At 48.4% G+C, this 12,963-nt stretch carries 11 protein-coding genes; 6 read left to right on the forward strand and 5 right to left on the reverse strand.

Features of this window, described 5'->3' with window-relative positions:
- Position 1: 1 nt before the first annotated feature.
- Positions 2-586 carry an ANTAR domain-containing response regulator gene (locus IEW74_RS07620; protein ID WP_188663427.1) on the reverse strand — a complete coding sequence of 195 codons (585 nt, stop codon included), beginning with the start codon at positions 584-586 and terminating at the stop codon, positions 2-4.
- Between the two features lie 290 nt (positions 587-876).
- Here IEW74_RS07620 and IEW74_RS07625 point away from each other — a divergent pair, with 290 nt between their 5' ends.
- Positions 877-2,301, forward strand: coding sequence for a methyl-accepting chemotaxis protein (locus IEW74_RS07625; RefSeq protein ID WP_188663437.1), 1,425 nt, complete (start codon positions 877-879; stop codon positions 2,299-2,301).
- Between the two features lie 8 nt (positions 2,302-2,309).
- Here IEW74_RS07625 and IEW74_RS07630 read toward each other — a convergent pair whose 3' ends face one another.
- From IEW74_RS07630 to IEW74_RS07645, 4 genes are all read right to left on the reverse strand, one after another.
- Positions 2,310-2,954 carry a 3'-5' exonuclease gene (locus IEW74_RS07630; protein ID WP_188663439.1) on the reverse strand — a complete coding sequence of 215 codons (645 nt, stop codon included), beginning with the start codon at positions 2,952-2,954 and terminating at the stop codon, positions 2,310-2,312.
- 2 nt (positions 2,955-2,956) lie between these two features.
- Positions 2,957-4,771: a putative nucleotidyltransferase substrate binding domain-containing protein gene (locus tag IEW74_RS07635; protein ID WP_188663447.1), complete on the reverse strand. Its 1,815-nt coding sequence runs from the start codon at positions 4,769-4,771 to the stop codon at positions 2,957-2,959.
- Positions 4,772-4,905: 134 nt separating this feature from the next.
- Positions 4,906-6,579: a cation acetate symporter gene (locus IEW74_RS07640; RefSeq protein ID WP_188663449.1), complete on the reverse strand. Its 1,674-nt coding sequence runs from the start codon at positions 6,577-6,579 to the stop codon at positions 4,906-4,908.
- The gene (locus tag IEW74_RS07645) at positions 6,576-6,887 is read right to left on the reverse strand and encodes a DUF485 domain-containing protein (protein ID WP_188663451.1); all 312 of its coding nucleotides are present in this window, start codon (positions 6,885-6,887) and stop codon (positions 6,576-6,578) included. Before IEW74_RS07645 ends, IEW74_RS07640 begins: the two co-directional genes overlap by 4 nt.
- A gap of 541 nt (positions 6,888-7,428) precedes the next feature.
- Here IEW74_RS07645 and IEW74_RS07650 point away from each other — a divergent pair.
- The 5 genes from IEW74_RS07650 (at position 7,429) to infC (ending at position 12,870) form a co-directional block, all read left to right on the forward strand.
- Positions 7,429-8,409 (forward strand): ABC transporter substrate-binding protein, encoded by a 981-nt coding sequence (locus IEW74_RS07650; protein WP_188663454.1) that lies wholly within the window; start codon positions 7,429-7,431, stop codon positions 8,407-8,409.
- A 90-nt stretch (positions 8,410-8,499) separates the two neighbouring features.
- The gene (locus tag IEW74_RS07655) at positions 8,500-9,408 is read left to right on the forward strand and encodes an ABC transporter permease (protein WP_188663456.1); all 909 of its coding nucleotides are present in this window, start codon (positions 8,500-8,502) and stop codon (positions 9,406-9,408) included.
- A complete protein-coding gene (locus tag IEW74_RS07660) occupies positions 9,405-10,199 on the forward strand; it encodes an ABC transporter ATP-binding protein (RefSeq protein ID WP_188663458.1) in 795 nt (264 codons plus the stop codon). The genes IEW74_RS07655 and IEW74_RS07660 overlap by 4 nt, the downstream gene beginning before the upstream one ends.
- A gap of 153 nt (positions 10,200-10,352) precedes the next feature.
- Positions 10,353-12,269 (forward strand): threonine--tRNA ligase, encoded by a 1,917-nt coding sequence (thrS, locus tag IEW74_RS07665; protein ID WP_188663460.1) that lies wholly within the window; start codon positions 10,353-10,355, stop codon positions 12,267-12,269.
- Positions 12,270-12,333: 64 nt separating this feature from the next.
- Positions 12,334-12,870, forward strand: coding sequence for a translation initiation factor IF-3 (gene infC / locus IEW74_RS07670; protein ID WP_188663462.1), 537 nt, complete (start codon positions 12,334-12,336; stop codon positions 12,868-12,870).
- Positions 12,871-12,963 lie beyond the last annotated feature (93 nt).

Consider the following 12,963-nt stretch of genomic DNA (forward strand, 5'->3'; position numbering starts at 1 on the left):
ACTACCCCAAGATCTCTGATGCGGTCACAATACTGCTGGCGATATCACTGATTTTCTGACCTTTGTTCATAGCTGTCTTACGCAACAACGCATAGGCTTCCCCCTCCCCAATGCCGCGCTGTGTCATAAGTATTCCTTTGGCCCGTTCCAAAACCTTACGATCCTGAAGGGCGTTTTTGGCCTCTGCCAATTCTTTATGAAGTTTAGAGAATGCGTTAAACCGGCTCACCGTCATTTCAACAATAGAGCGCACCCGTTCACTTTTTAAACCGTCAACAATATAGGCGCTGACCCCGGCATCGACCGCCTGCGATATGGACTGACTGTCCGAACTATCGACAAACATGGCAATCGGGCGGCGCACTTCCCGGCTGACCTGAAACATCTGTTCCAGCACATCGCGGTTCGGATCTTCCAGATCAATTAAAATCACATCGGGATCAAGCCTAAAAATACGCTCAGACAAACCACGCGTATCCTTCAGCCATTCCACACATGTCAGACCACTGGCACACAATCCTTCAAGCAATATGGCGGCGCGTGTTTCATTTTCGTCAATGACTAATATTTTAAGTTCAGCGTCCACGGCTGAGCACTTTCAAAAATTTAAACTTATTGAGTATTCTTAAGCAAAAGCCATGCCGGAACTAAAGGATGAGGTTTTTCAGTACTTTTGCCTTAACTGCGCATATTGCGCTGCACAATATCAGGCGGCATACGCACATTTTTTAGGCAAACAAAGAGAGAGGTATTTCTAATTCATTGCTTTCTATAACTTTTCCAAGTGGCATGGAAAGTGCTTGATAGAAATCAAAGGCCCGATCGCCAGACCGCTCACACGGTAGGGTCCTCACCCATTTTATTGAGGAGTTTCCCATGTTGGCCAAGATTGTAGCTTTTCAGCCCAAGAATAAAATCCAAAGCCAGAACACAGGCTTAACCGAGGCCTTGAGCTTTCTAAACCGTGTGTCCGCGATTGTTGATCGCCATGACGATTTTAAAACAGCAACCCGGAAAATCTTTGCCGAAGTCTGTACATACACCCAATGGCCGATTGCCCATCTTTATATCAATACAACAGAAAAACCGGAGACTTATATTTCCAACGGCATTTGGTTTTTAGAAAACGGGTTTGACAAAAACGCCATTGATGAATTCGTCACCATCAGCGAAGAAAGTATCTTTGAAACGGGCAAAGGCCTTATTGGCCTGATCGCACAGGAAAAAGAAGCCAAAGCCATCGAAGACGTTACCGTCCTGACACAGTTTCTCAGAGCCGAGGCGGCAGCGCGTAACGGCGTGCGTGGCTTTTTTGGTTTTCCCATTCTGGTTAATCAAAAATGTGTCGCCGTTGCTGAATTTTACAGTCGTCAGACCGGACTGCTTGACCCAACAGCCTTGGAGATCATGCAATATGTCAGCTCACAACTGGCACGTCTTTATGAACGGGCAACCCATCTTGATCATCAGGAACAATTGATCAAACAGTTTCAATCCAATGTGCAAACATCCATCCAAAAACTGGCCGAAGGTTCCCATGAACTGGAAAATGTGGCCAGCGGTGTTCAGCAGCAAGCCAACTTAACCAACCGTCAAAGCGATCAGGTGACACGCGGCAGCAATTCCATTGCCGGTAATATGGAAACCTTGCAACAGGCAATGGAAGACCTCGTCCATATTGAAGGTCAAACGTTGCAGTCCAGCACGACCGTCAACTCAACGGTTGAAGAGCTGGCAAAAAACGTCATGACAACCTTACAGGAATTACGCCAGTTGGGCACACTCAGCGCCCAAATTGAAAGTATTGCCCAGAACGTTTCTGAAATATCGTCCCAAGTGCGCATGCTCGGTCTCAATGCCTCCATCGAGGCGGCACGGGCTGGGATTGCCGGTAAAGGTTTTGCCATTGTCGCCGGTGAAATTAAGTCTCTGGCTCAACAATCGGAAAAATCTTCACAGGACATCTCCACCCAGCTCAGTGAAATTCGCACAATTGCCGATTCCAGTATCACCTGCATGCAGACCGTTCGTCAGTCTATGGATATGCTGGAAAACTGTACGGGAAATCTGAGCAACGTTGTCGATCAACAACATCAAGCCACCAAAACCATTCGCCAAAATCTAACAGATGCCCAAGGCACCTTTGCCCATATCGGACAGGACATTGCAGGAATGGGCAACGCATCGGCAGACCTGCTGAACTTGGCACAAAATGCCAGCACACAAGTGCAATCCATCAAAGGGTTAAGCGAAAGCATTTCAAGTTCCAGCCATGATTTTATCGCCGCGCTTAAAAATTAGGCGATACCTCAATTCAACTGTTTTTCGTGACCTCTGCGCCAGGCCGACATGGTTTGGTGTTTGAGTTTCACGAAACACAGGGCCGTCATCAAGGCATCATGAACCGCGTTATGCGCTGGTAACGCGGGAAGATCGAGTGTCTTTCGAATATTTTCGAAACTCAAATCAACATAGCGGTCGATATCCCCGCGCGTTTGCCAATCATAATATTGGGCGGAAACTTCAATTTGACGATTAGGTAGGCCAATGCCGATCATATCCTTCAAATATCGATTGACCACCGCAACATCAAATTCCAGGTAATAACCAACAATAGGACGAGAACCGATAAATTCCACCAATTGCTTAACCGCATCCTGTACGCAATGGCCTTTTTTTGCATCGGTTTTACGAATACGATGCACCTTGATCGCCTCTTCATCAAAATTACCTTCGGCGCGGACTTCCAGATAAAATTTTTGGCTACTCAGCACACGGTGATCGCGGATACGCACCGCCCCGATTGATAAAATTTGTGCCATGCGCGGATCCAGATTGGTGGTCTCCAGATCAAAGCAGACATATTCATTTTCCGGCTCTTCTTCAAAAAGGAAACCATAAGACGGGTCTTGCAACCGCTTTTTCATCCATGCCCGTTTTAACCTCTGCCACATGATTAAAAATGTCCCAGATTGAAATGATGACTGACCACGTTTTTAAATTCTTTCACCAACTGCAAGGAATCTTTGAGAAGGTCTTTTTCCAGCTTGTGCAAACTCTTGATCCGCACAAAATTAGTCGCCCCTTTAAATTCCCCATCCGCATTGAACGAGGCTTTTAATTTTAGTCCCCGCAAAAATTCAAAGGCATCAATTAAGTCTTCGCCAAACCGCTTATCAAGGACACCTGCTTCTGCCAAGGCCGAAATGCGACGCAAGGTGTTGGTGGTATGGATTTTATGCTTGATCGCCAAAACGCGCGCACCGTGAACGATGGTGAAAATTCCACCTTTTTTCAAATCCATCTCGCCTTCATGCTCGCCCTTTTCGACTTTCAAACGGTGAAACATGCCCAATGGTGTATCAAACGACACAATCGGGGCGGCAAACATGGCATAAAATCCATCATGGTCGCTGAGAACCTGATGAAAATATTCTTTGGCCTCGCGCAATAAATTCTTATCCCCACAGGCAGATACCGCATCGACAAAGGCCGACAAGCCAATCATGCTGTTTTCATCCGGTTGATTGATCCATTGGAAAATTTTGCGCTTATACTCACTCAGGCTCATGCACCAGTCCGGGTTGGACACCATCATATGACCGGGACAAGGTGGAAAGCCAAAACTGTCCAACACTTCTGAAAACTTTTGACCAAAGGCACGCACAGTGTCCACATCATATCCATCGCGAATAATCAGCGCATTATCCTGATCGGTACGCAAAACCTGCTCGCGCCGCCCTTCACTGCCCATAATAATCAGGCACGTATTTTCCATCATCCCCTTTGGGGCAATGAAGTGCGTCAACTTGGTAAAGACACGCTGATTTACCTCGGACACCAAACGCGTAATAATCGCAATACTGGTTCCGCTATCATGCAGCAAGCAAACCAGATCGTTAATCCCACTGACCACATCTTTTAATTCTGACAGATTTTGTGCGCGTTCCACCTGCAAAAACAACAAATAGGAATGGTTGGACAAGAAACTGAGCAAATCGGTCAGTTCCAACACCCCCGTAATATGGTCGCCATCCCGCACAACAACCCGGTTAATCTTATGCTTCACCATTGTAATCATGGCATGGCTCATGGGGTCTTGCTGGTTTACCCCGATTAAATCAATTAGACAAACATCCCCAACAGGGGTTTGGGCCGGTATGCCGTCAATCAAAGCACTGTCACGCAGTTTTGAGGATGTAATCAGCCCGCATACCTCGTTTTGGCGATCCGTCACCAAAATAGATGTCGTCGCATGATCACGCATCAAACGCGCCGCATCCGACATCGGTGCACTGGCTGCAATTGATAAAGGGTGCGGGACAACTTTTTGCACAGGTGTTGCCAACAAGGGGCTGGCTGTGTAACTGGAGGCCCGCGCCGGGGTCATGTTCACTTTGTCACGGATGGATTTAAAAAAGAAACTATGAAAATCTTCATTCTGTTTCAAAATATCTTCAAACAGGGCAGCGGGCAGCAAATAGATCAAGGCCTCTTCCACCACCGTAAAGGTACTGGAACGTTTTCCCTCAATCAGCCAACGGGCACCAAACACATCATGTTCGCCATGCACATTCAGGGTTTCCCCGTCCTGTGTTTCATGGACAATGCCTTTAATTAAAATGAAAAGGGACTGGATATCCTTGTTCGGTTCAATCAGAACCTCGCCTTCCTGAAAGTAGCCGATATCCAGCGCCTCGCTGAACTTATCGCGTTCAGACGGGGTCAACAGGTTGAAAGGCGGAAAATCAAAATTAAAAAACTCGGTCATCGTGTGATCGCTTTCACAAGAAAAATCCCGAAAAGGAAGGGCTGAAATTTCCCTCCCCTTTCAGGACTTCAAGTTTGACAAGTCTAGAGATCGAAAGACATGGGTCGCATCCCTTTCGATCTATTGTACCCATTTTAGTGGGCAGAGGCACCTTCTGCACCCACACCTGTTTGTGAACGAACAGATTGTGAGTCAAACAGGTCTGCTTCTTTACGGGCTTGTTCAGAATTATCCAGTTTCGAGAAAACATAGATCGCAAGGAATGCCGTTGTCATAGAGAACAGAGCCGGGTGATTGTACGGGAAAATTGCTTCTTCAAAACCGAAGATGCTCACCCAGATGGTCGGGGACAGGATCACCAAGATCAATGCTGTCAACAGGCCGATAAAGCCACCGATGAACGCACCGCGCGTGGTCAAACCTTTCCAGTACATAGACAGGATCAGAACCGGGAAGTTGGCAGAACCGGCAATACCGAAGGCCAAACCAACCATGAAGGCAATGTTCTGTTTCTCAAACGCAATCCCCAAAACGATGGCCAATAGACCAAGACAGATGGTTGCAATACGAGAAACGCGGATTTCCTGTTGTTCTGTTGCTTTACCCTTTTTGAAGACAGAAGCATACAGATCGTGTGAAATCGCAGACGCCCCAGCCAAAGCCAGACCGGACACAACCGCAAGGATTGTTGCGAAGGCAACAGCTGAAATAAAGCCGAAGAACAAGTCACCGCCAACCGCTTGTGCAAGGTGCATCGCCGCCATATTGCCACCACCCAGCAATTTACCGGCTGCATCATAGAAGCTAGAATCCGTGCCAACGATAACAATCGCACACAGGCCCATCGTACAAACAACCATGAAGAAATAACCGATAAACCCGGTTGCGTAGAACACAGATTTACGGGCTTCTTTCGCGTCCGTTACCGTAAAGAAACGCATCAGGATATGCGGCAAACCGGCTGTCCCGAACATCAGGGCCAAGCCCAATGAAATCGCAGAAACAGGATCCGCCAACAAACCGCCCGGTGCCATCAAGGAAATACCGGATTTGTGAACTTCTGTTGCCTTGGTTGCCAGTGCTTCGAAATTAAAGCCGAACTGGGACATGGCCATCACAACCATGAACGTACCACCGAACAGCAACAGGCAGGCCTTGATGATCTGCACCCATGTGGTTGCAATCATGCCACCAAACGTCACATAGACCATCATCATAATACCGACGAGAACAACGGCATAAGCATAGTCCAGACCAAACAGCAATTGGATCAGTTTACCGGCACCCACCATCTGCGCGATAAGGTACAAAACAACAACCGACAACGCACCGGAAGCCGCCAAAGAACGGATCGGTGTTTGTTGCAAACGGAAAGAACAGATATCAGCAAACGTAAATTTGCCAAGATTACGCAAACGTTCCGCCATCATAAACAGGATGATCGGCCAACCGACCAAAAAACCGATGGAATAAACAAAACCGTCATAGCCTTTGGCAAACACCAGACCAGATAGACCCAGCAAAGTTGCCGCAGACATATAGTCCCCTGCAATCGCAAGACCGTTCTGGAACCCCGTGATCCCGCCACCAGCAGTATAGAAATCTTTTGCCGATTTTGTACGGCGTGCCGCCCAGTATGTAATCCCCAAGGTAATACAAACGAAAATCACGAACATGGAAATCGCAGAAAGATTGACCGGCTGTTTCGTAACTTCGCCTTCAATCGCACCAGCGGCCCATGCCGGGTCGCCAGCAAGCAACATAAGGGCAAAAAGACCGGATATGGTCAAAATACGGTTCAAACTCATTTGCTTGCATCCTCCACAATCTGTTTGTTGAGGCTGTCAAACTCGCTGTTGGCACGGCGCACATAAATCCCTGTGCTCAACCATGCCAAAATAATAATCGCTGCCCCGATCGGTATGCCAATGCTTGTCGTCATGCCTTCCGCCAACGGTGTCGCCAGCTTTTCAGGGGCAAAGGCAACAACCATGATAAAACCGTAATAAACGGTCAAAACAAGGATAGACAAAATAAGAGCAAAACGTCCCCGACGTTTTTGCAAGTCACTAAATCGCGGATCTTTCTTGATCCGCTCATAAATATGTTCAGACATTTTTTTCTCCCCGCCCAATATGAAATTGGGTCATTAAATCTGCCCCCTTGCCATATACCGATTTAATCTAATAATCCAGTATCAAAATACCGATTTCTGCATTTTATCGCAGGTTTCTGCTGGTCTTACCGATTTTTATCAAAATATAAAAACTTAAAAGAAAGAGAAACTCACCTGAAACGGTTGAGTTTTCTTGCAATGCACCCTCGCAGATGCACAATTTACATTACAGAAATATAATTTAGTTATTTTGCTGCCCTGCCTTTTTTTTGCAGATCAATTCTCAAAATATCTTTTGCGGGGATATCAAATCGCCGGATTCGTCATAACTTCGACTGTTCGGTCAGGTTTTGAGGTGTACACACGCTTATTCCCCCCTTAAAACCCGCACAAACTGTAAATTTTCACTCAACAGAGAAAATAAAAATTGTAATGTGGCATGATTAAATTAACTTAGTACCAACTCTGGCCTTTTAGGGCAGAATACTAGGGGTTCACCCTAACCATCCACTTCGTTTCAAACTGAAAAGCAGGGACTGCTATGTTCAACAAAAAAATTCTCGGCGCTTTTGCAACTGCCGCTTACATCGGTGTCAGCGCTCTTTTCCCCGCTGTTGCCCAAGCCGACAGCAAAACCGTTAAAATCACTGCAATCGTCGAACACCCCGCCTTGGACGCTGTGCGCAAAGGCGTCAAAGACGTTTTGGGTGAAAATGGCTATAAAGTGGGTGAGAACCTGAACTGGGAATTCCAAAGTGCACAAGGCGATGTCGGCATTGCCGGGCAAATCGCCAAAAAATTCGTTGGCGAAAACCCTGACGTGATCGTTGCTATCGCCACCCCGTCTGCACAAGCTGCTGTAGCTTCTGCGCGCGGCACGATCCCTATTGTCTTTTCTGCCGTAACCGACCCGGTTGCCGCCAAACTCGTTAAATCATGGAAAGCGTCCGGCGGTTCTGTCACCGGGGTCAGCGATATGTTACCGCTGGAAAAACACCTGCAACTCATCACAGATGCTCTGCCGAACGCAAAAACCATTGGTGTTCCCTACAATCCGGGTGAAACCAACGCCGTTGTTCTGGTCGAAAACTTCAAAAAAATTGCCGAAAGCAAAGGCATCAATGTTGTCACGGCCTCTGCCCCCTCCAGTGGTGACGTTTTGATGGCCGTTCGCAGCCTCGTCGGTAAAGTCGATGCGATCTATGTCACAACCGACAACACCATCGTCAGCGCATTTGAATCCGTTGTCAAAGTTGGTATCGATGCCCAAATCCCGGTCTTTGCTGGCGATACGGGTTCGGTTGAGCGCGGCGCGGCAGCCGCCCTTGGTTTTGACTATTACGACATCGGGCGTCAAACAGGCCAGATCGTTCTGGATGTTCTGAAAGGCAAAAAAGCTGGTGATATCGATGTTCAAGGCGTGGATAAAACCAATTTGCACATCAATCTGGGGACAGCCAAACAAATGGGGCTGACTTTCGACGAACAAATGGTTAAAAAGGCCGCAAAAGTCGTTGAATAATCTTTCTTGATTTCACGACCTGTTCTGATTGATCCGCTGCCTTCATCCTTGAGGGCGGCGGATCATACTATATAGATGTAAGGTTCTGGTATGAGTTTAATCGCCTTTCTCGGTGCAATAGAAACCGGCCTCCTGTTCGGTATTGTCGCGCTTGGGGTATTTATTAGTTTCCGCGTTCTTGATTTTCCCGATTTGACGGTTGACGGCAGTCTGCCTATGGGGGCAGCCACAAGTGCAACCCTGATCGTTGCGGGCGTCAATCCTTTTCTGTCCCTTCTGGGGGCGATTATTGCCGGGGCATTGGCCGGACTGGTCACGGCATGGTTGAACGTAAGACTCGGCATTTTGCACCTTCTTGCCAGTATACTGACCATGATCGCGCTTTATTCGGTGAATTTGCGCATCATGGGCAAACCCAACCAGGCCTTGCTGGGGGAAGAAACCGTCTTTACCCCGTTCGAAAAACTGATCGACCTGCCTTATTATTGGGTCACCCCCATTGTTTTATTCGCCGTTATCGTTGTCTTGCTGATTTTGTTAAATTTATTCCTGTCTTCGGAAACCGGGCTTGGTATGCGGGCCACAGGTGTCAATGGACGTATGGCAGCCGCACAAGGCATCAATACCGGTAAAATGAAACTGGTCGGTATTGCACTGAGCAACGCAATGGTTGCCTTGGCCGGTGCCTTGTTTGCCCAAATTCAAGGCGGGGCTGATATTACAATGGGTGTCGGTGTGATTGTCGTCGGGCTGGCCGCCGTTATTCTGGGCGAAGCAACCTTTTCGACGCGCACCATCATTTTAGCAACAATCGGCTGCGTGATCGGATCAATCCTGTATCGCGTTGTTGTTGCCGTTGCCCTGAACGCCGACTTTATCGGTTTGCAAGCCCAAGACCTGAAACTCGTCACCGCCGTTCTCGTGGTTCTCGCCATGACATTACCCGGCGCACGCCAAAAATGGGCAAAACGTAAATCCGTGAAAGGAGCCGGCCAATGATCGAAGCAAAAGACATTCAAGTCGTCTTCAATCCGGGTAGCGCCATTGAAAACAAAGCCCTGCGCGGCATGAACCTGCAAATCCCCGAAAGCCAGTTTGTCACCGTGATCGGATCAAACGGGGCGGGGAAATCCACTTTCCTGAATGTGTTAGCGGGTGAGATTAAAGCGGACGCAGGCTCGGTTAAAATCGATGAACAGGATGTTACCAACTGGTCAACGGCACAGCGTTCCGGTCTGGTCGCCCGCGTTTTTCAGGACCCGATGGCCGGAACATGTGAAAGCCTGACCATCGAAGAAAATCTCGCTTTGGCTTCCGGGCGCGGTCAAAAGCGTGGTTTTTCCCACGCGGTCACCGCAGAACGTCGTGAATTATTCCGCGAAAAAATCTCCGTCCTTGGTCTTGGCCTTGAAAATCGTCTTGAAGACAAAATGGGCCTGCTGTCCGGTGGGCAACGTCAAGCCGTTAGCCTTGTCATGGCGACATTGAATCCGATGAAAATCCTTTTGCTGGATGAACATACCGCTGCCCTTGACCCCAAAACAGCCGCTTTCGTGCTTGAACTGACCGAAAAACTGGTCAACGAAGGCCAACTGACGACCATGATGGTCACCCATTCCATGCGACAAGCTCTTGATCACGGTCAACGAACCGTCATGTTGCACGAAGGCCGCGTTGTTCTGGATGTGGAAGGCGATCAACGCAAAAATATGAAAGTCGAAGACCTGCTGCATATGTTTGAAAAAGTACGCGGCGAAGAAATCGACGATGACAAGTTGTTGCTCAGCTAGATAAAAATGCCCTGCCCTTTCTTCTGTGCAAATAAGGTGCAGGGCATTAGCTTATTATCCGCAAGGTACGGTTTACCTTGACACACCGCACAATCTCGCTAATTTGCCCCTCTTGATGTTAATTTCTTATTTTAAAGAGTGAGTGCGAGATCAATGGTCGCGATTACTTTGCCCGATGGCTCTAAACGTGAATTCGACGGTTCTGTCACCGGCGCCCAAGTGGCTGCCGACATTGGTGCGGGCTTGGCCAAGGCTGCCTTGGCTGTGCGCATCAATGGCGAAATGAAAGACCTGTCTTTGACGATCACGCAAGATTGCGAGATGTCCATTGTCACGGCCAAAGACGAAGACGCACTGGAACTTTTGCGCCACGATGCCGCTCACGTCATGGCACAGGCCGTACAGGAACTGTTCGACAATGTTCAGGTCACCATCGGCCCGGCGATTGAAAACGGCTATTACTACGACTTTGCAACCGACAAACCGTTCAGCCCGGACGATCTGGAAAAGATCGAAAAGCGTATGGAAGACATCGTGGACCGCGATCTCCCCATCGAGCGCGAAGTCTGGGAACGCAACGAACTCATCGCCAAGTTCAAAGAAATGGGCGAACATTATAAGGCCGAGATTATCGAAAGCATCCCAGAAGGCGAAGATGTCACCGTCTATCGTCAAGGCGACTGGTTCGATGTATGTCGCGGCCCGCACCTGCCGTCAACCGGCAAACTGGGCAAGGCGTTCAAACTGATGAAAGTGGCGGGCGCCTATTGGCGTGGCGATTCCAATAACGAGATGTTGCAACGTATCTACGGGACAGCCTGGACAGATAAAAAAGCCCTGCGCCAATACTTGCATATGCTGGAAGAAGCCGAAAAACGTGACCACCGTAAACTCGGTAAGGAAATGGGCCTGTTCCATTTTCAGGAAGAGGCTGTCGGTTCCGTCTTTTGGCACCCGCACGGCTGGAAAATCTATCGCACCGTTCAGGGCTACATGCGTGATCGTCTGGAAAACGCAGGCTACGTTGAAGTCAACACACCGCAAATGGTGGACCGTAAACTATGGGAAGATTCCGGTCACTGGGAAAAATTCCGTGAAAATATGTTCATCACCGGGGCTGAAGACAAAGTTCTCGCCATCAAACCGATGAACTGTCCCTGTCACGTCCAGATCTTTAACCAAGGTTTGAAATCCTACCGTGACCTGCCGTTACGTATGGCGGAATTCGGTTCTTGCTTCCGTAACGAACCATCTGGTGCCTTGCACGGCTTGATGCGCGTGCGTTCCTTTACACAGGATGATGCGCATATTTTCTGTAGCCCGGATCAGATTATTTCTGAAACCAAGATTTTCTGTGACCTTCTCAAATCCGTTTATAAAGATTTCGGTTTTGAAGAGGTCAAAGTTAAATTTTCTGACCGACCAGACGTACGGGCCGGTTCCGACGAAACATGGGACAAGGCCGAAAATGCTTTGAAAGAAGCAACCGAAGCGGCCGGTCTGGAATGGACATTGAACCCGGGTGAAGGCGCGTTCTACGGTCCGAAACTGGAATTCGTTCTGCGCGATGCCATTGGTCGGGATTGGCAATGCGGTACCCTGCAGGTTGATTTCGTTTTACCGGAACGACTGGATGCGGATTACATCGGTGAAGACGGACAAAAACACCGCCCCGTGATGTTACACCGTGCGATTCTCGGATCCTTCGAGCGTTTTATCGGCATTTTGATCGAAAACTTCGCCGGACGCTTCCCGTTATGGCTGGCACCGCAGCAAGTTGTCGTTGCCTCCATCACAAGTGATCATAACGATTATGCTCAGGACGTGTGCGATACGCTTAAACAGCACGGTTTGTCTTGTGAAACGGACTTCCGTAATGAAAGTATCAACTATAAAATCCGCGAACATTCCCATGCAAAAGTGCCAGTTATTCTGGTCGTCGGTGGCAAAGAAGTCGAAAATCGCAGCGTTGCCATGCGCCGTTTGGGTGGAAAAACGCAAGAAATTCTTGCACTTGACGAAGCGGTAGATAAACTAGTGAGCGAAGCGGCCCGCCCGACCGGTAAATAGGGCGGCCCTTCTTCGTTTTTTTGGCGTAGCAAGATATAGGAGAATTTCAATAGCTCGTCGTCCGATGAAGGCGCAACTGGCCCAAGATGGTCCTCGCGTCAATAAAGAAATCCGCGCTCCGCAAGTTCGGCTCGTAGATGAGAATGGTGAAATGGTTGGCGTTGTCTCAATTGATGAGGCACTGAAACGCGCACAAAAGGCAGGCATCGACCTGATCGAAGTGTCGCCCAATGCCGAGCCGCCTGTTTGTAAAATCCTGGATTCAGGGAAATACAAATATGAAGCTCAGAAACGAAAAGCTGAAGCCAAGAAAAAACAGAAAGTCGTTCAGGTCAAAGAGATCAAAATGCGACCCGGCATTGATCAACACGACTATGAAGTCAAGATGCGCAATGTCGTCAAATTCCTGGAAAGTGGCGATAAGGTAAAGATTACCTTGCGCTATCGTGGACGTGAAATGGCTCACCAGGAATTGGGGATGGAAGTTCTCAACCGCGTGAAAGCCGACACGACAGAAATCGCAAAAGTCGAACATCAGCCGAAGATGGAAGGCCGCCAGATGATTATGATCCTCGGCCCAATTCCAACGGGTGCAAAATAATTCATCGCACTTGATACGGGATCCATTTAAAATCAATGAGTTAAACATTACTCATGCGATAAACATGGATCCCCGATCAGGGTCGGGGATGAC

The organism is Terasakiella brassicae, assembly GCF_014641495.1.
Lineage (GTDB): Bacteria > Pseudomonadota > Alphaproteobacteria > Rhodospirillales > Terasakiellaceae > Terasakiella > Terasakiella brassicae.

Bases quoted from the DNA above. Each gene is read 5' to 3' on its own strand.
- IEW74_RS07625 (WP_188663437.1), top strand. From the start codon at position 877: ATGTTGGCCAAGATTGTAGCTTTTCAGCCCAAGAATAAAATCCAAAGC.
- IEW74_RS07630 (WP_188663439.1), bottom strand. From the start codon at position 2,954: ATGTGGCAGAGGTTAAAACGGGCATGGATGAAAAAGCGGTTGCAAGAC.
- IEW74_RS07635 (WP_188663447.1), bottom strand. From the start codon at position 4,771: ATGACCGAGTTTTTTAATTTTGATTTTCCGCCTTTCAACCTGTTGACC.
- IEW74_RS07640 (WP_188663449.1), bottom strand. From the start codon at position 6,579: ATGAGTTTGAACCGTATTTTGACCATATCCGGTCTTTTTGCCCTTATG.
- IEW74_RS07645 (WP_188663451.1), bottom strand. From the start codon at position 6,887: ATGTCTGAACATATTTATGAGCGGATCAAGAAAGATCCGCGATTTAGT.
- IEW74_RS07650 (WP_188663454.1), top strand. From the start codon at position 7,429: ATGTTCAACAAAAAAATTCTCGGCGCTTTTGCAACTGCCGCTTACATC.
- IEW74_RS07655 (WP_188663456.1), top strand. From the start codon at position 8,500: ATGAGTTTAATCGCCTTTCTCGGTGCAATAGAAACCGGCCTCCTGTTC.
- IEW74_RS07660 (WP_188663458.1), top strand. From the start codon at position 9,405: ATGATCGAAGCAAAAGACATTCAAGTCGTCTTCAATCCGGGTAGCGCC.
- thrS (WP_188663460.1), top strand. From the start codon at position 10,353: ATGGTCGCGATTACTTTGCCCGATGGCTCTAAACGTGAATTCGACGGT.
- infC (WP_188663462.1), top strand. From the start codon at position 12,334: ATGAAGGCGCAACTGGCCCAAGATGGTCCTCGCGTCAATAAAGAAATC.